This window comes from Streptomyces sp. NBC_01571 (assembly GCF_026339875.1).
Classification (GTDB): domain Bacteria; phylum Actinomycetota; class Actinomycetes; order Streptomycetales; family Streptomycetaceae; genus Streptomyces.
The window spans coordinates 8358432-8380455 of sequence record NZ_JAPEPZ010000001.1 but is presented as its reverse complement, the minus strand read 5'-3'; the positions used below and the strand labels follow the sequence as shown (position 1 = coordinate 8380455).

The following is a 22024-nucleotide window of genomic DNA, read 5'->3' as shown; positions in this document are numbered from 1 at the left end:
CCTCTTCTCCCCACGTGTCCCTCGCTCCCCCTGCCTCGCTTCTTCCCTCCCCTTGTCACCCTTGTCACCCTTGTCGGTCCACCGGTCCGGACCAGTTCTCGCCCAGCGTCTTGACAGCGTGATTGGTCCATACCAACTTGGTTGCGCACCTCTCAGCACTCCCGAACACCCCCATTTCTTCAGGGAGATCGCGTGCGCATCACCGACCTCGGACGTTCCAGACGTCGCTTCTTCGCTCTGCTCGGCACCGCTGCCCTGGCCCTGGCCGGGGCGGTCGCCCTCCCCACCACGGCCCAGGCGGCCAACATCCTCTCCAATCCCGGCTTCGAGTCGGGCAGTCCCTCCCCCTGGTCCTGCACCGGGAACCTCGGCTCGGTGGTCTCCAGCCCCGTGCACGGAGGCTCCAAGGCCCTCGCGGGCGCGGTGAGTTCGAGTGACAACGCCCAGTGCAGCCAGACCGTCTCGGTGCAGCCGAACACCACGTACAGCCTCTCGGGCTGGGTGCGCGGCAACTACGTCTACCTCGGCGTGGACGGCGGTGCCTCGACCTGGACCACGTCCCCGTCGGCGTACAGCCAGCTCTCCGTGTCCTTCACCACCGGCGCCTCGCAGACCAGTGCCAAGATCTATGTCCACGGCTGGTACGCGCAGGGCACCTACTACGCCGACGACATCAGCCTCGACGGTCCGGGCGGCGGCGGAGGCGGCTCCGACACCCAGGCGCCGACCACACCGACGAACCTGACCTCCACCGGCAAGACCTCGTCGAGCGTGTCGCTGTCGTGGGGCGCGTCGAGCGACAACGTCGGCGTCAGCGCGTACGACGTCTACAGCGGCTCGAACCAGGTGCTCAGCGTCTCCGGTACCGGCGCGACGGTCAGCGGGCTGTCGCCGAGCACGGCGTACACCTTCACGGTGAAGGCGCGGGACGCGGCCGGGAACACCTCCGCGGCCTCGAACTCCGTGAGCGTGACCACGAGCGCGGGCGGTGGCGGCCCCACCGGCTTCAAGCAGGCGGCGCCCTACCTCTACCTCGGCTGGGGCGACCCGCCGAGCGCGACCTCGGTGATGAGCTCGACCGGGATCAAGTGGTTCACGATGGCGTTCATGCTCGACTCGGGCGGCTGCAACCCCGCCTGGGACAGCAGCCGGCCGCTGACCGGCGGCACCGACCAGACCGTCATCAACCAGATCCGTTCCGCGGGCGGTGACGTCGTCCCGTCGTTCGGCGGCTGGCAGGGCAGCAAGCTCGGCGCCAACTGCTCCTCCGCCGGTGCGCTGGCGGGTGCGCTGCAGAAGGTGATCGACGCCTACGGCCTCAAGGCGATCGACATGGACATCGAGAACACCGACGAGTTCGAGAACGAGGCCGTCCAGGCGAAGATCCTGACCGCGCTGAAGACCGTGAAGGCCAACAACCCCGGCCTGCGCACGATCGTCACCTTCGGCACCTCGACGACCGGTCCGACGTACTACGGCAACCGGCTCATCGAGCAGGCGCAGTCGCTCAACGCGGGCATCGACGTCTTCACCATCATGCCGTTCGACTTCGGCGGCGGCTCCGACATGTACAACAACACCGTCAACGCCACCGAGGGGCTGAAGGCCAAGCTGAAGTCGACCTTCGGCTGGGACGACGCCACCGCGTACTCCCACATCGGCATCTCCGGCATGAACGGACTGAGCGACCAGCAGGAGAACACGACCCCGGCGATCTGGACCCAGATCCGTGACTGGGCGAACTCGCACCACATCGCCCGGCTCGCCTACTGGGCGGTCAACCGTGACCGGTCCTGCCCCGGCGGCGGTGTGGTGAGCAACTGCTCCGGCATCAGCCAGAGCACCTGGCAGTTCACCTCCATCACCGCCGGGTTCACCGGCTGACACCTCCCTCGCGGGGGTACCCGGCCGTCACCCGGCCGGGTACCCCCGCACTCGCTTCGGCACGGCGCCCCCGGACGGTCAGTCCTTCCGCACGGCCAGCCGCAGTGTCCGCACCTCGAACGGCCGCAGTGACACCGCCACCGCGTCCCCGTCCGTGTCCGCCTCGCCCAGCGGGCGTTCCAGCAGGTCGGTCACCTGCGCCCCCGCGAGCGGGAAGCCCGTGCGCAGGATGCCGGTGGCCCGGCCGCCGCGTGACTCGTAGAGGCGTACGACGACATCGCCCGAGGTGTCGTCGGCGAGCTTGACCGCCTCGACCGTCACGCCCTCGCCGTCGACGGAGACGACGGGCACGGCGCTGCCGGCCGAATCGGTCACGCGCAGCGGCAGGTTGAGCGCGTAGCCCGCCGCGACCGCGTCCTCGATGGTCGCGCCCGGCAGCAGCGCGTAGGTGAAGCGGTGCCTGCCCTGGTCGGCGTCGGGGTCGGGTACGCGCGGGGCACGCACCAGGGAGAGCCGGACGGTCGTCGTCGTACCGCCGTCCTCGCGGACCGTGCGGGAGACGTCGTGGCCGTAGGTCGAGTCGTTGATGACGGCGACGCCGTAGCCGGGCTCGGCGATGTGCACCCAGCGGTGGCCGTAGACCTCGAAACGGGCCGACTCCCAGCTGGTGTTGGTGTGGGTGGGGCGCTGGACGTGGCCGAACTGGATCTCCGCGGAGGAGTACGGGGCCCGGATGTCCACCGGGAAGGCGGCCTTGAGGATCTTCTCCGTCTCGTGCCAGTCGATCTCGGTCTCGACGTCGATCCGGCGGCTGCCCGCCCGTACGGTGATCGTCTGGACGATCCGCGAGCCCTTCCCGAAGGCGCGTTCCACCCGCAGGGCGCCGAGCAGCGGTCCGTCCTCGGCCACGGTCACGGACTCGGTGTCGAGCAGGTCCGTGTAGCGGTTCCGGTAGTGCTTGTCGATGTCCCAGGCGTCCCAGTGGTTCGGGAGGTCGCTGTGCAGACGCAGGAGGTTCCCCTTGTCGGCGAGGACCTCGCGGTCGGCCGTCAGGTCCCGCACGGACGCCAGGGTGCCGTCCACGGCCAGTTCGACGCGGACCAGTCCGTTGTCGAGGACGCGGCCGTCGACGGTCACCGGCCGCGGTGGTCCGGCCGTGCCCAGCGGCGCGCTGCCGTTCGCCGGGACCTCGACGTAGACCGGGAGGCCGGCGGGGGTACGCACCACTTCGGCGCGGTCGACCGGACCGGCGTTGAACACCCGGGTGCCGCCGCTGCCCAGCGCGGCCACGGCCTCCTCCGTGATCGCCTCCACCTCCCGCGCCACCCGCGCGTACTCCGCCTCGGCCTCGCGGTGCACCCAGGCGATGGAGGAGCCGGGCAGGATGTCGTGGAACTGGTGGAGCAGGACCGTCTTCCAGAGCCGGTCGAGCCGCTCGTACGGGTAGGAGTACGCCGGCGTCCGCAGCGCGGCCGTCGTCGCCCACAACTCGGCCTCGCGCAGCAGGTGTTCGCTGCGCCGGTTGCCCTGCTTGGTGCGGGCCTGCGAGGTGTAGGTGGCGCGGTGCAGCTCCAGGTAGAGCTCGCCCGACCAGACCTGGTCCCCGGGGATCTCCTCGCGCGCGGTGGCGAAGAAGGCGTCCGGGTGCTCGACGCGTACCTTCGCCGAACCCTCCAGGTTCGCCAGCCGGCGGGCCCGCTCCATCATCTCGCGGGTGGGGCCGCCACCGCCGTCGCCGTGGCCGAAGGGGGCCAGTGACGTCGAACCGCGGCCCTTGTCCTGGTAGTTGCGGACGGCGTGCGCCATCTCCCTGCCGGAGAACTCCACGTTGTAGGTGTCGACGGGCGGGAAGTGCGTGAAGATGCGCGTGCCGTCGAGGCCCTCCCACCAGAAGCTGTGGTGCGGCAGCTTGTTGGTCTGGTTCCAGGAGAGCTTCTGGGTGAGGAACCAGTCGTTGCCGGCGAGTTTGGCGAGCTGCGGGTAGGCCGCGTTGTAGCCGAAGGAGTCCGGCAGCCACACGCCCTTGGTCTCGATGCCGAAGTGCTCGATGAAGAACCGTTTGCCGTGGACGAGCTGGCGGGCCAGCGCCTCACCGCCGGGCAGGTTGCCGTCGGCCTCGACCCACATGCCGCCGACCGGCGCCCAGTTCCCGTCGGCGACCGCCTTCTTGATCCGCTCCCACACGTGCGGGTGGTGGTCGCGCACCCACTCGTACTGCTGGGCCTGTGAGCAGGCGAAGACCAGCTCCTCGTACTCCTCGGCGAGCGCGGTCACGTTCGAGAAGGTGCGGGCGGTCTTGCGCTTGGTCTCGCGGATCGGCCAGAGCCAGGCGGAGTCGATGTGCGCGTGGCCCACCGCGGAGAGGGTGTGGGCGCTGGCGTGCGCGGGCTTGGCCAGCGTGGGCGCCAGTACGGCGCGCGCCGCGCCGGCGGTCCCGGAGATGTCGTCCAGGTCCAGCGCGTCCAGCGCCCGGTCGAGCGCGATCATGATCTCGTGGCGGCGCGGATCGGATTCGCCGAGCTCCGTCATCAGCTCGCGCAGCACCTGGATGTCGAGGTCGAGGTGCCAGACGTCCTCGTCGAGAACGGCGATGTCCGCGCGCCTGAAGGTGTAGAGCGGTTCGGAGCCCGCCGTGAGCCGGTCGCCGAGCGGGGTCGGGCGCGCGAAGTCGTCCGCCAGGATGTCGGGGTTCGAGGCCGCCTCGACCAGGTAGTCGACGCGTTCCCCGCCCGCGGCCGGACGGGCGACGGGCACGTACTGGTTCTGCGGGTTGACCGCCTTCAGCGGGACCCCGTCGGGGAGGTGGACGAGCGCCTCGGCCTGGTTGCCGGGCCAGTCCCCCACGAAGCCGAGGTCGAAGACGGCCTCGACACGCCTGCCCGCCCAGTCCTCGGGTACGGTCCCGCGCATCCGGAACCAGGTGGTGCCCCACGGCGGCCCCCAGGGGGTGCCCATCGCGAAGGGCTGGTACGGCGCCGCGGCGGCCTCGTCGAAGGGGACCGGTTCACCGGGCGCCTGCCACGCCTCGACCTCGAAGGGTACGGAGGCGGCGTGGACGGCGGGCTTGATGCGCTGGTCGTGGACGCGCTGGACGCGCTCCTCGATCCGGCGGCGTTCGTCGTGCATGAGAAGTCTCCAAGCGGACGGGAAGCGCTACTTGAGGTACGCCAGACCGGGGTGGACCGAGGTGTATCCGTCGACCAGTCGCCGGGCCACGTTCACCGAGTCCACGAGCGGGTGCAGGGCGAAGGCCTTGACGGCGGTCGTGCGCGAGCCGGAATCGGCCGCGGACAGCACCTCGCGCTCCACCGCCTTGACCGCGCACACCAGCCCGGTGGCGTGGCCGGGCAGCGGGGCGACGGAGACGGGGTGCGCGCCGTTGGCGTCGACGAGGCAGGGCACCTCGATGACGGCGTCCGTGTCGAGCACCGCGAGGGTGCCGCGGTTGCGGACGTTGAGGATCAGGGTGGTGCGCTCGTCGCGGGCGATGGCGCGCATCAGCGCGAGCGCCACCTTCTCGTACCCGCCGGAGAGGTCGTCGGCGGCGCGCTCGCCCGCGCCGGCCGCGTCCCGGTTCTCGGCCATGTAGGTGGCCTCGCGCTCGGCGCGGGTGCGGTCCCAGGCGGTGAGCGCGGCGGTGTCCGGGTGCTTCATGTCGTCGTAGAACCGCTTCTGCTGGTCGCGCAGGAACGCGCCGCGGGTCTTCTCCGCGCGCTGGTAGGCGCTGACGGTTTCCCGGTTGAAGTAGTAGTAGTGCAGGTACTCGTTCGGGACGGCGCCCAGGGAGCGCAGCCAGTCGGCACCGAAGAGCTTGCCCTCCTCGAAGGAGCCGAGCAGTTCGGGGTCGGCGAGCAGCCTGGGCAGCTCGTCCCTGCCCTCGACGCGCAGCCCGCGCACCCAGCCGAGGTGGTTGAGGCCGACGTAGTCGATGAAGGCCTCGCGGGGGTTCGCGCCCAGGACGGTGGCGATCCGGCGGCCGAGGCCGACGGGCGAGTCGCAGATGCCGATCACGCGGTCGCCGAGGTGGCGGGACATGGCCTCGGTGACCAGACCGGCCGGGTTGGTGAAGTTGATGACCCAGGCGTCGGGGGCGAGCCGGGCCACCCGGCGGGCGATGTCGACGGCGACCGGCACCGTGCGCAGGCCGTACGCGATGCCGCCGGCACCGACCGTCTCCTGGCCGAGGACCCCCTCGTCGAGGGCGACCCGCTCGTCCGCCGCCCGGCCCTCCAGTCCGCCGACCCGGATCGCCGAGAAGACGAAGTCGGCGCCGCGCAGGGCGTCGTCGAGGTCGGTCGTGAAGGACACCTCGGGGGCGTCGGGGTCCCCCGCGGCCTGCTCGCTCAGCACGCGGGCGACGGCCGTCAGTCGCTCCGCGTCCACGTCGTGCAGTACGACACGGGTGACGCGGCCCTCGGCGCGGTCCCCGAGGAGTGCCCCGTACACGAGCGGCACCCGGAACCCGCCGCCACCCAGAATCGTCAGCTTCACGCCGTCTCCGCCTTTCCCGTCACGACCACTTGCACGCCCGCTTCTTCCAACGAGGACCGCGTCGCCGGGTCCGGCGGACCGTTCGTCACCACCACGTCCAGCTCCTCCGGCCCGCAGACCCGCGCCATTCCCGTACCCGGGAACTTCGCGCGGTCGGCGAGCAGGACGACCTTGTCACCGGCCTGGATCATGGCGCGCTTGACCGGTACCTCGACCACGGTGGTGTCCATGACCTGGCCGCCCGGGCGTACCCCGCTGGTGCCGAGGAAGAGCCAGTCGGCGTGCAGTTGTCGCAGGTTGTCCTCGGTGAGGAAGCCGACCAGGGAGCGGTACTCGCGGCGCACCATGCCGCCGAGCAGCACCAGCTCTATGTTCTCGTCGTCCACGAGCTCCTCGTAGACCACCAGGTTGCTGGTGATCACGGTGATCCGGCGGCCGTGGAGCTGCCGGGCCAGCCGGTACGCGGTCGTGCCGATGTCCAGCAGGACGGACTGGCCGTCCACGACCATCGACGCGGCGCGCGCCGCGATGGCGTCCTTCTCGGCCACCCGGACCTCGGCGACCTCGGCGAAGGGCTGGTCGCCCTCGTCGACGACCGCGCCACCGTGCACCCGCGTGAGCAGGCCTTCCTCCTCAAGTCTCAACAGGTCACGGCGGACCGTGGCCGGGCTCACGCCCAGCTGTTCGGAGAGGTCGGTCACGGCCGCGGGCCCGCCGGAGCGCAGGGCCCGCAGGATGAGTTGATGTCGTCGCTCTGCCAGCACCCTGTGAACAGTACTCGTCATCTTCAATCATTTCTATGCTCAGTTCTGCTCGACTCTTGCCAAATTGAAGCGATGCGCGCACGATCCTGGTCACCGCTTGCAGACTTTTGACGAGAGGATGTGCTCGTGGGTGACGAACGGCCCGACGTCCTGCTGACCGGGCTGCTCTTCTACGACCTCGTCCTGACCGGACTGGGGAAACCGCCGACCCCCGGCGAGGAGATCTGGACCGAGGGCATGGGCGTGAGCCCGGGCGGCATCGCGAACCTGGCCGTCGCGGCGGCCCGCTACGGTCTGCGCACCTCCCTGGCCACGGTCTTCGGCGACGACCACTACGGGTCGTACTGCCGCGAGGTGCTCGCCGGCCAGGAGGGCATCGACCTCTCCCTCTCCCGCACCGCGGACGGCTGGCACACCCCGGTCACCGTCTCCCTGGCCCACGGCGACGACCGGGCCCTCGTCACCCACGGCCAGGAGCCGCCGTACTCGCAGGACGAACTGATGGGCGACCCGCCCGCGGGGCGCACCGCCCTCGTGCACCTCCAGGCCGAGCCGAGCGCCTGGCTCGCGAAGGCGGCCGCGAACGGAACCCGGATCTACGCCGACGTCGGCTGGGACCCCACCCAGCGGTGGTCCCGCGACCTCCTCGACCAGCTCTCCCTGTGCCACGCCTTCCTCCCGAACGAGGCGGAGGCGATGGCGTACACACGCACCGGCAGCGCGGGCGCGGCCCTCGGCAGACTGACCGAGCTGGTACCGGTCGCCGTGGTCACCCGCGGCGGCGACGGCGCGATGGCCGCGGACCAGACGACGGGCGAGTACGCGGAGGTCCCGGCCCTCGACATCGATGTCCTGGACGCGACGGGGGCCGGGGACGTCTTCGGCGCGAGCTTCGTCGCCGCCTCTCTCGGCGGCTGGCCGCTGGAGGAGCGGCTGCGCTTCGCGGTACTGGCCGCCGGACTCTCGGTACGCCGGCACGGCGGTGCCCTGGCCGCGCCCGGCTGGTACGGCGTGCACCGCTGGTGGCAGTCGCTGCGGGACCCCGGCCTGCGCCGCACGTACGGCTTCCTGGCCGAACGCATCCCCGCGGACCCCGGCCCGCCCGTCCGCCACGCACCGGTGACTCCCCCCGACACTCCACGTCGGCCGGGCACCCCCCGATGACCCCCGACGCGACACCCCGTACGACCCGTTGCCCGACCCCCCGTTCACCTGATTCGACCCCTGGTACACGAAGACAGAAGAGATCCGAAAGGCGGTGGGAGCAGTGCGGCTCTCACGAAGGGGCCTGCTCCGCGCCGGCCTGGCCGCTACGGCCGCCACGGCGCTCGGCGGCCTGACGACCGGCTGCGGCGTCCCGACCGGCTCGACCGGACGGAACATGGTGCTCTGGTACTGGAGCGGAGGGCTGAGCCCGAAGGTCGTCCAGGACGCCAGGGCCCGCTACCACAGCGCGGTGAACCTCCAGGCCATCCAGATCGGCGGCTACTACCGCTCCAAACTGCTGACGACACTGACCGGGCGCGCCCACATCCCGGACATCGCCGGGCTCAAGGGCGAGGACATGGCCTCCTACCTGCCGAACTCCGACCAGTTCGTGGACCTGCGGACGCTGGGCGCCGACAAGCTCAAGGACCGGTACCTGGCCTGGAAGTGGGATCAGGCCATCGCCGAGGACGGCTCGATGGTGGGCTTCCCCATCGACTGCGGCCCGGTCGCCCACTACTACCAGCCGGCCGTCTTCGAGAAGGCGGGGCTGGCGTACGAGCCGGCCGACGTCTCCCGGGAACTGGCCACCTGGGACCAGTTCTTCGCGGCCGGCGAGCAGCTCAGGAAGCGCGTCCCGGGCTCCTTCATCCTGACCGACGCGCTGAGCGTCTTCAGCATCTCGGTCAACCAGTCGACCAAGCGGTTCGTCGACCGGGACCGGCACTTCATCGGCGATCAGGAGCACGTGCGCGCCGCCTGGGACCGTGCCGTCGAGGCCACCCACCGCGGCCTGGTCTCGAAGATCGTCAACGGAACGCCGGACAACACCTCCGCCACCGAGCGAGGCCTGCTGCCCAGCCAGCTGAACGCCTCCTGGGCGGCCGGTGACATCAAGCTCAACGTGCCGAGGACCAAGGGCAGATGGCGGGTCGCGAACTGTCCCGGCGGACCGTCCAACATCGGGGGCTCGTTCCTGGCGATCACGAAGGCGTGCCGGGAGCCGGAGAAGGCCTTCGAACTGATCACCTGGATGCTCGACGCGGGCAACCAGGCCCAGGGGTTCGTCGACTCCGTGCTCTTCCCCTCGACTCCGGCCTCGTACGCCATGAAGCAGCTGCGCGAACCCGACCCGTTCTTCGGTGACCAGATCACCATGGACGTCTTCGGCCCGGCGGCGCGGAAGGTCCCGGTCGCCTTCAACAGCCCCTACGACGTCGCGCTCAGCACCCCGATCAACGACGAGCTGCGGAACTTCTCCGTCCTCGGCAAGAACCCGGAGAAGGCCTGGAGGGACGCCATGAGCAAGTGCCGGCGCATCGCGGACCACCTGGGGGTGAGCTACTGATGGCCACCGCGCCCGTGCTGGAGACGACACCCCCGCCGACGCCCGCCCGGCCCCTCCCCGCCCACCCCAGGAAGGGTGTCCTCAGCCACTGGCGGCTGTACGCCGCGATCTCCCCCTTCTATCTGCTCTTCCTCACCTTCGGCCTGGTCCCGGTCGGCTTCTCCCTCTATCTCTCGTTCCACCGCTGGGACGGCCTGGGGCCGATGGAGTTCGCCGGACTGTCCCAGTACCGGTACCTGCTGGCGGACAGTCAGTTCTGGAGCTCGATCGGGAACACGCTCGTCATCTGGGCGCTGGCCACCTTCCCGATGATCTTCCTGTCGATGGTCACGGCCGTGCTGCTCAACTCCGCGGTGCGCTTCAAGAACGTCTACCGCTTCGCCTACTTCCTGCCGAACGTCACCTCGATCGTGGCGGTCGCGATCATCTTCGGTTCGGTCTTCTCCACCAACTTCTGTTTGGTCAACGCCCTGTTGCAGGCGGTCGGACTGGACCAGGTGGCATGGCTGAACACCCCCTGGGGCATCAAGGTCGCCGTCGCGACGCTGATGACCTGGCAGTGGACCGGGTACAACGCGATCATCTTCCTCGCCGGACTCCAGACGATTCCCGGCGAGCTGTACGAGGCGGCGCGGATGGACGGCGCCGGGCCCGTGCAGACCTTCTTCCGGATCACGCTGCCGCTGATGCGACCGGTGCTGCTCTTCGTGCTCGTCATCTCGACGGTCACCGGTCTGCAGACGTTCTCCGAGCCCCAGGTGCTGCTGCAGTCCACGGACAACAACTCGTCGTTCGCGGGAGGTCCGGGCCACTCGGGCCAGACCATGGTCCTCTACTTCTTCCAGCAGACCTTCGACAACAACGACTTCGGCTACGGCGCCGCCGTGGCCTGGGGCATCTTCCTCGTCGTCATCATCTTCTCGATCATCAACTGGCGGCTGGTACAGCGCCGGGGCGAAGACTAGGAGGCCCCCACCATGGCATCCCTCAAGGGTTCACGGCGCCGGGGCATCGGCCTCCATCTCGTCCTGATCGCCGGTCTGCTGCTCTCTGTCCTGCCGTTCTACTGGGCCGTGATCATGTCGACGCACTCGTCGACGGAGATCTTCTCCTACCCGCCGAAACTGCTGCCCGGCTCGCACTTCCTGGAGAACGCCCGCCACCTCTTCGACAACGTGGACTTCTTCGGGTCGATGTTCAACTCGCTGCTGGTGGCGTGCTCGGTGACCGTCCTGGTCCTGTTCTTCGACTCGCTGGCCGCGTTCGTCTTCGCCAAGTTCGACTTCCCCGGCCGTCGGGTGCTCTTCGCGCTGATGATGGCCATCTTCATGGTCCCGGCCCAGCTCCAGGCGATCCCACAGTTCGTCATCATGGCGAAGCTCGGGTGGATCGGCTCGATGACCGCGCTGATCGTCCCCGCGGCGGCCAACGCGTTCGGCATCTTCTGGATGCGCCAGTACATGAGGAGCGCCATCCACGACGAGCTGATCGACGCCTCGAAGCTCGACGGGGCCGGCTTCCTGCGCCAGTACTGGCACGTGGCGCTCCCGGTCGTCCGGCCGGGCCTCGCCTTCCTCGGCATCTTCACCTTCATGGGCCAGTGGAACGACTACGCCTGGCCCCTGATCGCCCTCACCAACCCCGACAACGTGACCCTCCAGGTCGCGCTGTCCCAGCTCAACGGTGTCCACGGCACCACCGACTACGGAATGGTCATGACCGGAGCGCTCCTCGCCCTCGTCCCTCTGCTGATCGTCTTCGCCATCGGCGCCAGGCAGATCATCGCGGACCTCGGCAAGGGGGCCATCCGCTGATGAGCGACCCGCTCCGCGCGCTCCGCCCCTGGGAGTCACCCGAGGTGACCTCCTGGGGGCGGTTGCCGATGAACGCGCTGGACCGTCGACCGGGAGCCCTCTCCCTGGACGGCGACTGGCGCTTCCAGCTGCTGCCCGCGCCGGACGCCCCGGCCCACGGCGTCCGGTCCTCCCAGCGGGTCCCGGGCGCCTGGACCGTGCAGGGCACCGACGACCTGCCGCAGTACACCAACTTCGCGATGCCCTGGGGCGAGTTCCCGCCCGCCTCCCCCGCCGCCAATCCCACCGGGGTCTACGAGCGTGAGGTGGACGTCCCCGCCGAGTGGGCCGGACGCCGGATCGTGCTCCAGGTCGGTGCCGCCGGGAGCGTACTGCTGGTCCACGTGGACGGGCGGCCGGTCGGCGTCTCCAAGGACTCGCATCTCGCGGCCGAGTTCGACCTGTCGGGCGTCGTACGGCCCGGCGGGCGCGCGGTGTTGCGGCTCACCGTCGTCAAGTGGTCGGACGCCTCGCACCTGGAGGACCAGGACCAGTGGTGGCACGCCGGGATCACCCGCCCTGTCCTGCTGTACGCGACCGATCCGCTGCGGCTGGCCGACGTGACCGTGCGGACGCGGCGCGACGGCACGTTGCGCGTCGACTGCCAGGTACGGGACGCGGGGGGCGCGCTGCCCGCCGGCTGGTACGTCACCGGCGAACTGGACGGGCATCTCCTCACCCAGGACGCGGAGTTCGAGCGGTTCAAGGAGGAGGACGGGCGGGTCTCCGACTTCCTCGGCGAGGCCCGCCTCAGCACGGTCGTCGCCGACGCCCGCCCCTGGACCACGGAGACGCCCGCGCTGTATCCCCTGACCGTACGGCTGCACCGCGCCGACGGCTCGGTCGCCGACACCTCGCACCACCGCGTGGGATTCCGCGACGTCGAGATCCGCGGCCGGGACCTGCTTCTCAACGGTGAGCGGGTCTACATCCGGGGCGTCAACCGGCACGACTTCCATCCTCTGACAGGCCGCACGGTGTCGTACGAGGACATGCGCGCGGACCTCGTCACCCTGAAGCGCTTCGGCTTCAACGCGATCCGCACCGCCCACTATCCCAACGACCCCTCCCTGCTCGACCTCGCCGACGAACTCGGCTTCTACGTGGTCGACGAGGCGAACATCGAGGCACACGACCACGCCCACGAGATCGCCGACGACCCGCGCTATCTCGCCGCCTTCGTGGACCGCGTCTCCCGGATGGTGCTGCGCGACAAGAACCACCCCTGTGTCATCATCTGGTCGCTGGGAAACGAGTCCGACTACGGCGCCAACCACGACGCCGCCGCGGGCTGGGTCCGCCGGCACGACCCCACGCGCCCCCTCCAGTACGAGGGTGCGGCCAAACTCGACTGGGCCGGTCCGACGGTCGCGTCCGACATCGCCTGCCCCATGTACGCGCCGCTGGAGGACTGCGTCGCGCACGCCCTCTCCGGCCGGCAGACCAAGCCGCTCATCCAGTGCGAGTACTCGCACGCCATGGGCAACAGCAACGGCACGCTCGCCGACCACTGGGAGGCCATCGAGTCCACCCCCGGGCTTCAGGGCGGTTTCATCTGGGAGTTCTGGGACCACGGCATTCTTCAACGCGTGAGCGACGGAAGACCGGCCGGGCGCGATGGCGCCGGGCTGTACGACCACGGTGTCACCGCCCCGGGCCATCGCTGGGCCTACGGCGGCGACTTCGGCGAGGCGATCCACGACGGTGCCTTCGTCGCCGACGGGGTGGTCTTCCCCGACCGCACACCCAAGCCGGTGATGTTCGAGCACCGGGAGATCGCCGCGCCGGTACGCCTCGCGTACGCCGGGGGCGAGCTGCGGGTGACCAATCACCAGCACTTCCGCGGGCTGGAGTGGCTCGCCGCCGAGTGGCTGCTGTCCCTCGCGGACGGCGGTACCCGGACCGCGCCTGCCGAACTGCCCCGGGTGCCGGCGGGTGGCTCGGCCGTGGTGCCGATGCCGTTCACCCTGCCGGAGGAGGGCGGCGAGGCCTGGCTGACGCTGCGGGTGACGACGGCCGGCGAGGAGGCGTGGACGCCGCGGGGCACCGAGGTGTGCGTGCCGCAGGTGCGGTTGCGGGCGGCCGCCCGCATGACGTCGGCCACCCTGCCGGGGCCGCCCGTCGAGGTGGACGAGGCCGGCCTGCTCGTCCATCCGCTGCTCACCGCCGCCCCCGTGCTCTCGCTGTGGCGGACACCGACCGACAACGACGAACTGGGCGGCATGGCCCTGCGCTGGCGGGCCTGGAGGCTCGACGCGCCGGAGCGCGAGGTGCTCGACGTACGGCGCGAGAGCGCGGGCGTCACGGTGGTCGCCGGGTACGCGACCCTCGCCGGAACCGTGCGCCACGAGCAGGTGTTCACCCGCGTCGGAGGCGGGATACGGATCGAGGAGACGGCCGAGCTCCCGGAGGGGCTAGCCGACGTGCCGCGCGTCGGCTCCGTCTTCGAGACGGTCGCCGGACTCGATGTCCTGGAGTGGTACGGACAGGGTCCCTGGGAGTCCTATCCGGACCGCAGCGCGGGCGCGCCCGTGGGCCATCACTCGCTCACCGTGGACGAGCTGTTCACCCCGTACCTGCGGCCGCAGGAGAGCGGCGGACGGCACGGCGTACGCCGTTTCACGCTCTCTGCGCCGGACGCCACGGGGCTCACCGTCACGCTGGACGAGCCACGTCAGGTGTCCGTGACCCGGTATCGCGCCGGGGACCTGGCCGCCGCCACCCACCACGACGAGCTGGTGGCGCGGCCCGGCTGCGTGGTCCACCTCGACGCCGCCCACCGCGGCCTCGGCACGGCCTCCTGCGGGCCCGACACCTCGCCCGGCCATCTGGTCCGGGCCGGCACCCACCGCTGGTCCTGGACGCTGCGCATGCTCTGACCCTCTCGCGCCCCACCTTCTTCCCGATGGAGCGAACGTGTGTACTTCGCATGCCCGGACGCAGACCGAGCGGGCCGAGGCCGAGCAGGCCGAGGACAAGCCACCGCTGGCGCCGGGTCACCGGGTCACCGGGTCACCGGGTCACCGGGTCACCGGGTCACCGGGTCACCGGGTCACCGGAAGCAGTCGATCAGGGCCGGGGTCCGGGTAGACCGTTGCCTGCGCCCACGGTTGTTGCCGACCCGTCGGCGCGGCATGCTGTGCGAAGTGCGAAGCACGGACGAACCGCCCCCGCCCGGGGCCCGGCCCAGGGAGCCCGTCATCGCAGGCCGGCAGCGTGCCACCGACGAGGCGGGTCCCCGTGCGACCGGCGATCCGCACCGGCCCCCCGGCACCGGCCGGGCGGACCGCCCCGCACCCGCCCCGGCGACGGATCGCGAGAGCCGGACCGGGCGCCCGCCCCCGCTCTCGGCGCCCGACCGGCTGCTCGCCGTGCTCGCCGCCTTCGACCACGAGCACCCGGCGCTGTGCCTCACGGACATCAGCCGCCGGGCCGGGCTCACCCTCACCACCGCGCACCGGCTGGTGGGCGCGCTCACCGAGTGGGGCGCGCTGGAACGGGACGAGGACGGCGCCTACCACGTGGGGCTGCGCCTGTGGGAGATCGCGGCGCTGGCCCCCCGCGGCCTCGCGCTGCGGCAGGCCGCGCTGCCGTACCTGGAGGACCTGTACGAGGCCACGCACGAGAACGTGCAGATGGCGGTCCGCGACGGCCCTGAGGTCGTGTACATCGAGTGGCTCTCCGGGCGTTCCGCGGTGGGCGTCCGTATCCAGGTCGGCGCCCGCTGGCCGCTGCACGCGACGGGCGTCGGCCTCGCGCTGCTCGCCCACGGTGATCCGGCGTTCCAGGATGCCTACTGCCGCGGGCCGTTGACCGCGTTCACCTCCCACACGATCACCGACGGGGTACGGCTGCGCCGCGAGCTCGCCGAGGTGCGCCGTACCGGCGTGGCAGTGAGCAGCCGTCAGGTCACCGACGACGCCCTGTCGGTCGCCGCTCCGGTGCGCCGGGTGGACGGGGCCGTGGTCGCCGCGGTGTCGGTCGTGGTGCCCTGGTACGACGGTCAGGTACCGGCGCTGGTCCCGGCCGTCCGGCTGGCGGCGCGCGGGATCTCGCGCGCACTGGGGTGGCAGCCCCCGCCGGAGCCTCCGGCCGGCACGGGGGCGAGGGCGGCCGTGCCGGCGCGGGCCGAGCCGGGCTCGTAGCACGACCGTACGGACACACGCCGAGCCCGGACCCGAAGGACGGCGACACCGGCACGCGCCGGGCCCGGACCCGCAGGGCGGCGCCTGATCTCCTCCGCACCGGTGCGGACTCCGCGGTACGCCCTCCGCGATACCCGGGCTCTTCAGCGGAATCTCAGGTGGGAGCCCCCGGTTTCAAAGAATCGCCCCAGGGAGCCGACGCAGGATGCACCAGCGGGGGTGTACATCCAGGAAAGGCGTGCCGTGGGCTTCCCGAAGATTTCGAACCGGTCCCAGCAGCGGGCCGCGGACCGGTCCCAGCGGCAGCCGTGGTCGCGACGCGGGGTGCTCGCGGCCCTCGGTGCCGTGCCGGTCGCGGGGGCCCTCGCGGGCTGCGGCGGCTCGGCCGACGGCTCGGCGGGCGCGGACGCGAAGGCGGGTACGGGCGCGACAGCGGTGGCCGGAACGAAGGCCGAGGTCAAGGCCCCGACCGTCACCGTCGTCCCCGCCGACGGCACCAGGAAGGCCGGTTTCACCAGCCCGGTCGAGGTCACCGTGAGCGGCGGCACGCTCACCACGGTCCTGGTCACCGGCAACGACGGTTCGACGCTGGCCGGGACCTTCGACGAAGCCCGTACGAAATGGACCTCTTCCCGGAACCCGTACTCGGGGACCAAGTACACGGTCACGGCGACGCCGCGGGGTGGCACCGCGCGGACCGCGAGCTTCGTCACGCAACGGCCCTCGGACACCTTCGTCGGCCGCTTCACCCCCGAGGCGAACTCCACCTCCGGCGTCGGCATGCCCGTGTCGCTCGACTTCACCGAGGCGGTCAGGGACCGGGCCGCCGTCGAGAGGGCGATCACGGTGACGGCACAGCCCCCGGTCGAGGTGGTCGGCCACTGGTTCAGCGACACCCGTCTCGACTTCCGGCCCGAGGAGTACTGGGCCGCGGGTACGAAGATCACGCTCAGTCTGCGACTCAGGGACGTCGAGGGCGCGGCGGGTGTGTACGGCACCCAGTCCAAGGACGTCACCTTCCGCACAGGCCGCCGCCAGGTGAGCACGGTGGACCTGGCGAAGAAGACCATGACGGTCGAGCGTGACGGCGCGGCCCGCGCCGTCTACCCGGTGAGCGGCGGCGACGCCGCCCACACCACCTGGGCCGGGATCATGGTGATCAGCGAGCGGTTCGAGCAGACCCGGATGGAGTCCTCGACCGTCGGGCTCGGCGACGAGTACGACATCGCGGACGTCCCGCACGCCCAGCGCCTGACCACCTCCGGCACCTTCGTCCACGGCAACTACTGGGCCTCGCCCTCGGTCTTCGGTGCCTCCAACACCAGCCACGGCTGCGTCGGTCTGCACGACGCCAAGGGCGCCGCCGACACCTCCGTGCCGGGCTACGAGTTCTACGCGAGTTCGATGCTCGGTGACGTGGTGGTCGTGCGGAACTCGGGCGAACGGACCGTCGAGCCGTCCAACGGTCTCAACGGCTGGAACCTGTCCTGGTCGGACTGGAAGGCGGGGAGCGCCCTCTGAGGGATGTCCCCAAATCCCCCCTTCATGGCGTGAACTCCCTTGTGGCGCAAGGACATTATCGGTTCTACCTCTTGACGGCAGGAGTGGCGGAGAGCACATTGGCCGCGCACTCTGAGAGCGCTCTCAGAGTGCGTCGGCAGCACCCGCGCACCCCCACCCCGTACCTGAGAGGCACCCATGCGTGAACCCTCCGGCACCCTCGTAAGACGCGGCCCCCTGCGGCGCACCCTGGTGGCCGTCCTCGGCACCCTGGGCCTGGTCGCGGCCGCCGCCGCGGCCGCCACCCTCCCCGCGAACGCGTCCGCGCCCACTCCCCCCTCCGGCTGGTCCCAGGTCTTCGTCGACGACTTCAACGGAGCGGCCGGAACCGGCGTCAACACCTCCAACTGGCAGTACGACACCGGCACCAGCTATCCCGGTGGCGCGGCCAACTGGGGCACCGGCGAGGTCGAGACGATGACCTCCAGCACCAACAACGTCGCCCTGGACGGCAATGGCAATCTGCTGATCACCCCGCGCCGCGACGCCTCGGGCAACTGGACCTCGGGCCGCATCGAGACCACCCGCACCGACTTCCAGCCGCCGGCCGGCGGCAAACTGCGCGTCGAGTCACGGCTCCAGATGCCGAACGTGACCGGCGCCGCCGCCAAGGGCTACTGGCCCGCTTTCTGGGCGCTGGGCGCGCCCTACCGCGGCAACTACCAGAACTGGCCGAGCGTCGGCGAGCTGGACATCATGGAGAACGTCCAGGGCCTCAACACCGAGTGGGCCACGATGCACTGCGGCACCAACCCGGGCGGCCCGTGCAACGAGACGAGCGGCATCGGCGGCAACACCCCCTGCGCCGGCACGACCTGCCAGGCCGGCTTCCACACGTACGCGATGGAGTGGGACAGGTCGACGAGCCCCGAGGAGATCCGCTTCTACCTCGACGGCGTCAACTTCCACACGGTGAAGGCGAACCAGGTGGACGCGGCGACCTGGGCGAACGCCACCAACCACGGCTACTTCGTCATCCTGAACGTGGCGATGGGCGGTGGCTTCCCCGGCGCGTTCGGCGGCGGTCCCGACAGCGGCACGGTGCCCGGTCACCCGCTGGTGGTGGACTACGTCCAGGTGCTGCAGGCCGCTGGGAGCGGTACCACACCGCCGCCGACCGGCAACCGCGACGCCTACAGCGCCGTCCAGGCCGAGTCGTACGACAGCCAGTCCGGCACCATCACCGAGGCCACCACGGACAGCGGCGGCGGCCAGGACATCGGCTCGCTGGCGAACGGCGACTGGGCGCTCTACAAGGGCGTCAACTTCGGCTCCTCGGCGGCCAGGCAGTTCTACGCCCGGGTCGCGAGCGGTGCGGCGAGCGGCGTCAGCGGTCTGGTCGAGGTGCGCCTCGACAGCCGCACGAGCACGCCCGTCGGCAGCTTCGCGGTGGGCGGCACCGGGGGCTGGCAGAGCTGGCGAACGGTCCCGGCCAACATCACCGGCGTCACCGGCACCCACGACGTCTATCTGACCTTCACCAGCGGCCAGCCCGCCGACTTCGTGAACGTCAACTGGTTCGACTTCGGCCACTGACCGGGGAGATGAGCCGCGTACGGTGAACGAGCGATGAAGGGGCGGGCCGCGCGGCCCGCCCCTTCGGTCAGCTCAGCTCCGCCCGGAACGCCACCGGGGTCGTCCCCGTGTGCTGGTGGAAGAACTTCGAGAAGTTCGCGGAGTCCGGGAACCCCACGGCGACGCCGATGCGGCCGATCGGCATCTCGGTGTGCGCCAGCAGCCGCTTGGCCTCCAGGATCACCCGCTTGTCGATGAAGCCCTTCGGGGTCTGTCCGGTGGCGGCGCGCACCGCGCGCACCAGGGTGCGGCGGGAGTAACCGAGGGCGTCGGCGTACGCGCTGACGCTGTGGTTGGTGGCGAAGCCCTTCTCGACCGCGTCCCGGAAGCGGGTGAAGGTGGTGTCGGTGCGCTCGCGGTCGCCCTCGGCGGAGCTGGCCGCGAGGTGGGAGAGGCGGAGCAGGAAGGCGGTGAGGGAGTGCCGCAGCACCGCGGTGTGCAGGCTGAGCGGCAGGGTGGTCGTGTCGACGTACTCGCGCTCCAGCTGCGTCAGCGCGTGCTCCAGGGCGGCGAACCGCTGGGGGTCGGGGCGCAGCACGGGGGGCAGGTCGTAGCGGTAGAGGCCGGTCGCCTCGACGGTCGCCCGCGGCAGGAAGCCGGGCTGCATGGTCAGGACGGTGCCGCGGTAGCGGTCGGTGCGGGAGAAGCGGTGCACCTGACCGGGGCGGATCCACAGGATTTCGCCCGCGGCGACCTCGTACTCGGCGAAGTCGATCATGTGCCGGACCGGGCCCTCGTGGAACAGCATCACGATATGGAAGTCGATGCGGTGGACGCGCTCCAGGGGCGCGTCCACGTGCCAGGTGCGGCCCGTCCCCATCGCGCCGATCTGCATGCCGACGCCGGAGAGGCTCAGGTCGGTGGGGAAGGGGAAGGTCTTGATCCCGTCCTGGGTCTCGTCGCCCCCGACACCGCCTTGGGTGGTTCTGTCTGCCATGTCCCTCTCGCGTCGGCTCGGTGCGGCACTGCGTGTCCCACTTTCACCGAAGGCTGACACAGGGGCACCTTTCCCGGCAAAAGTCAGACTTTTAAGTTTGAACGCGTCCGAGCAGTTAAGACGCTTCCAACGAGGATTTCTTGAAGATGAGCGCGCAGCAGAGCACCCAGACACCGGACCGTTCTCCCGACGGTCTCGAGTGGACCGAACTCGACCGGCGTGCCGTCGACACCGCTCGTGTCCTGGCGGCGGACGCCGTGCAGCAGGTCGGGAACGGCCACCCCGGCACCGCGATGAGCCTGGCCCCGGCCGCGTACACGATCTTTCAGAAGGTGATGAGGCACGACCCCGCCGACCCGGAGTGGACCGGCCGCGACCGCTTCGTCCTCTCCCCCGGCCACACGTCGCTGACCCTTTACACCCAGCTCTTCCTGTCCGGTTACGAACTGGAGCTGGACGACCTCAAGGCGTTCCGGACCCACGGCTCGAAGACGCCGGGCCACCCCGAGTACGGGCACACCGCGGGCGTCGAGACGACGACCGGTCCGCTCGGCCAGGGTGTCGCCAACGCCGTGGGCATGGCGATGGCCGCCCGCTACGAGCGCGGTCTCTTCGACCCCGAGTCTCCTCAGGGCGAGTCCCCCTTCGACCACACCATCTGGGCGATCGTCTCGGACGGTGACCTGGAGGAGGGCATCTCCGCCGAGGCCTCCTCGCTCGCGGGCCACCAGAAGCTCGGCAACCTCGTCTTCCTCTACGACGACAACCACATCTCCATCGAGGGCGACACCGCGACGGCCTTCTCCGAGGACGTCCTCAAGCGGTACGAGGCGTACGGCTGGCACGTGCAGCGGATCGAGCCCACCGCGGACGGCGACATCGACGTCCACGCGCTCCACACGGCGCTGCGGACGGCGCAGGCCGAGACCGGGCGCCCCTCGATCATCGCGATGCGCACGATCATCGCGTGGCCCGCCCCGAACGCGCAGAACACCGAGGCCTCCCACGGCTCCGCGCTCGGCGCCGACGAGATCGCCGCCACCAAGCGGGTGCTGGGCTTCGACCCCGAGCAGACCTTCCAGGTGGACGCCGACGTGCTGGCGCACGCGCGGGCCGCCCTCGACCGGGGTGCCGAGGCGCACGCCGCCTGGGACAAGCGGATCGCGGAGTGGCGCACGGCGCAGCCCGAGCGCGCGAAGCTCTTCGACCGCGTCGTCGCCGGCCAGCTGCCCGAGGGCTGGGAGGAAGCGCTGCCGGCGTTCGAGCCCGGTACGTCCGTCGCGACCCGGGCCGCCTCCGGCAAGGTCCTGCAGGCGCTCGGCGGGGTGCTCCCCGAGCTGTGGGGCGGCTCGGCCGACCTGGCGGGCTCGAACAACACCACCATCGACAAGACCTCCTCCTTCCTGCCTGCGGGCAACCCGCTGCCGGAGGCCGACCCGTACGGCCGAACCGTCCACTTCGGTATCCGTGAGCACTCGATGGCCGCGGAGATGAACGGCATCGCGCTGCACGGCAACACCCGCATCTACGGCGGCACCTTCCTGGTCTTCTCCGACTACATGCGCAACGCCGTCCGGCTGTCCGCGCTGATGCAGCTCCCCGTCACCTATGTCTGGACCCACGACTCGATCGGGCTCGGCGAGGACGGCCCCACCCACCAGCCGGTCGAGCACCTCGCCTCGCTGCGCGCGATCCCGGGTCTGAACATCGTGCGCCCGGCCGACGCCAACGAGACGACGGTCGCCTGGGCCGAGATCCTGCGGCGGCATGCCACGAACCCGGCCCCGCACGGTCTGGCGCTCACCCGTCAGGGCGTGCCCACCTACGAGGTCAACGCCGAGGCGGCGAAGGGTGGTTACGTGCTGCGGGAGGCGTCCACCGGGACGCCGGACGTGGTTCTCGTCGCCACCGGCTCCGAGGTGCACCTCGCGGTGGAGGCACGCGACCTGCTGGAGGCCGAGGGTGTGGGTACCCGGGTGGTGTCGATGCCGTCCGTCGAGTGGTTCGAGGAGCAGTCCGCCGAGTACCGGCAGAGCGTGCTTCCGCCGTCCGTGAAGGCCCGCGTGGCGGTCGAGGCGGGCATCGGCCTGACCTGGTACCGGTACGTCGGTGACCACGGACGCATTGTCTCGCTGGAGCACTTCGGTGCCTCCGCCGACGCCAAGACCCTGTTCGCCGAGTTCGGCTTCACCGCCGAGAACGTCGCCGCCGCCGCGCGGGAATCTCTCGCCGCCGCCCGCGGTTGATCCGATCGCATCAAG

At 70.8% G+C, this 22024-nt stretch carries 14 protein-coding genes; 10 read left to right on the top strand and 4 right to left on the bottom strand.

Going from position 1 to position 22024, the window contains the following annotated elements; genetic code table 11:
• Positions 1-192 precede the first annotated feature (192 nt).
• A complete protein-coding gene (locus OHB41_RS37700; RefSeq protein WP_266703694.1) occupies positions 193-1884 on the top strand; it encodes a carbohydrate binding domain-containing protein in 1692 nt (563 codons plus the stop codon).
• 78 nt (positions 1885-1962) lie between these two features.
• Here the strand turns inward: OHB41_RS37700 and OHB41_RS37695 are convergent, their stop codons facing one another.
• From OHB41_RS37695 to OHB41_RS37685, 3 genes are read right to left on the bottom strand one after another with little or no spacing between them, the layout of a single operon-like run.
• Entirely contained in the window at positions 1963-5010 is a 3048-nt protein-coding gene (locus OHB41_RS37695; RefSeq protein WP_266703692.1) for an alpha-mannosidase, read from the bottom strand.
• Between the two features lie 27 nt (positions 5011-5037).
• Entirely contained in the window at positions 5038-6375 is a 1338-nt protein-coding gene (locus OHB41_RS37690) for a 6-phospho-beta-glucosidase (protein ID WP_266703690.1), read from the bottom strand.
• On the bottom strand, positions 6372-7139 hold the full coding sequence (locus OHB41_RS37685; RefSeq protein ID WP_266706448.1) for a DeoR/GlpR family DNA-binding transcription regulator: 768 nt from the start codon (positions 7137-7139) through the stop codon (positions 6372-6374). The genes OHB41_RS37690 and OHB41_RS37685 overlap by 4 nt, the downstream gene beginning before the upstream one ends.
• Positions 7140-7265: 126 nt before the next feature.
• Between OHB41_RS37685 and OHB41_RS37680 the strand changes: the two genes are divergently transcribed.
• The 8 genes from OHB41_RS37680 (at position 7266) to OHB41_RS37645 (ending at position 18787) form a co-directional block, all read left to right on the top strand.
• The gene (locus OHB41_RS37680; protein WP_266703688.1) at positions 7266-8303 is read left to right on the top strand and encodes a carbohydrate kinase family protein; all 1038 of its coding nucleotides are present in this window, start codon (positions 7266-7268) and stop codon (positions 8301-8303) included.
• A 103-nt stretch (positions 8304-8406) separates the two neighbouring features.
• On the top strand, positions 8407-9693 hold the full coding sequence (locus tag OHB41_RS37675; protein ID WP_266703686.1) for an ABC transporter substrate-binding protein: 1287 nt from the start codon (positions 8407-8409) through the stop codon (positions 9691-9693).
• Positions 9693-10658: a carbohydrate ABC transporter permease gene (locus tag OHB41_RS37670; RefSeq protein WP_266703684.1), complete on the top strand. Its 966-nt coding sequence runs from the start codon at positions 9693-9695 to the stop codon at positions 10656-10658. Before OHB41_RS37675 ends, OHB41_RS37670 begins: the two co-directional genes overlap by 1 nt.
• A gap of 12 nt (positions 10659-10670) precedes the next feature.
• Complete coding sequence (locus OHB41_RS37665; protein WP_153287709.1) at positions 10671-11507, top strand: carbohydrate ABC transporter permease; 837 nt, start codon at positions 10671-10673, stop codon at positions 11505-11507.
• Positions 11507-14425: a glycoside hydrolase family 2 TIM barrel-domain containing protein gene (locus OHB41_RS37660; RefSeq protein WP_266703678.1), complete on the top strand. Its 2919-nt coding sequence runs from the start codon at positions 11507-11509 to the stop codon at positions 14423-14425. Before OHB41_RS37665 ends, OHB41_RS37660 begins: the two co-directional genes overlap by 1 nt.
• A 483-nt stretch (positions 14426-14908) precedes the next feature.
• The gene (locus OHB41_RS37655) at positions 14909-15691 is read left to right on the top strand and encodes an IclR family transcriptional regulator (RefSeq protein ID WP_266706446.1); all 783 of its coding nucleotides are present in this window, start codon (positions 14909-14911) and stop codon (positions 15689-15691) included.
• Positions 15692-15934: 243 nt separating this feature from the next.
• On the top strand, positions 15935-17212 hold the full coding sequence (locus tag OHB41_RS37650; protein ID WP_266703676.1) for a L,D-transpeptidase: 1278 nt from the start codon (positions 15935-15937) through the stop codon (positions 17210-17212).
• Positions 17213-17389: 177 nt separating this feature from the next.
• Positions 17390-18787, top strand: a complete 1398-nt coding sequence (locus OHB41_RS37645) for a glycoside hydrolase family 16 protein (protein ID WP_266703674.1) — start codon at positions 17390-17392, stop codon at positions 18785-18787.
• A gap of 67 nt (positions 18788-18854) precedes the next feature.
• On the opposite strand, the gene OHB41_RS37640 is transcribed toward OHB41_RS37645, so the two are convergent.
• Complete coding sequence (locus OHB41_RS37640; RefSeq protein WP_266703672.1) at positions 18855-19763, bottom strand: helix-turn-helix domain-containing protein; 909 nt, start codon at positions 19761-19763, stop codon at positions 18855-18857.
• A gap of 146 nt (positions 19764-19909) precedes the next feature.
• Between OHB41_RS37640 and tkt the strand changes: the two genes are divergently transcribed.
• Positions 19910-22009 (top strand): transketolase, encoded by a 2100-nt coding sequence (gene tkt / locus OHB41_RS37635; protein WP_266703670.1) that lies wholly within the window; start codon positions 19910-19912, stop codon positions 22007-22009.
• Positions 22010-22024 lie beyond the last annotated feature (15 nt).

What these genes read in the sequence shown, in the direction of transcription:
- OHB41_RS37695 (WP_266703692.1), bottom strand. Translation starts at nt 5,010, where the DNA reads ATGCACGACGAACGCCGCCGGATCGAGGAGCGCGTCCAGCGCGTCCAC.
- OHB41_RS37670 (WP_266703684.1), top strand. Translation starts at nt 9,693, where the DNA reads ATGGCCACCGCGCCCGTGCTGGAGACGACACCCCCGCCGACGCCCGCC.
- OHB41_RS37665 (WP_153287709.1), top strand. Translation starts at nt 10,671, where the DNA reads ATGGCATCCCTCAAGGGTTCACGGCGCCGGGGCATCGGCCTCCATCTC.
- OHB41_RS37660 (WP_266703678.1), top strand. Translation starts at nt 11,507, where the DNA reads ATGAGCGACCCGCTCCGCGCGCTCCGCCCCTGGGAGTCACCCGAGGTG.
- OHB41_RS37645 (WP_266703674.1), top strand. Translation starts at nt 17,390, where the DNA reads ATGCGTGAACCCTCCGGCACCCTCGTAAGACGCGGCCCCCTGCGGCGC.
- OHB41_RS37640 (WP_266703672.1), bottom strand. Translation starts at nt 19,763, where the DNA reads ATGGCAGACAGAACCACCCAAGGCGGTGTCGGGGGCGACGAGACCCAG.
- tkt (WP_266703670.1), top strand. Translation starts at nt 19,910, where the DNA reads ATGAGCGCGCAGCAGAGCACCCAGACACCGGACCGTTCTCCCGACGGT.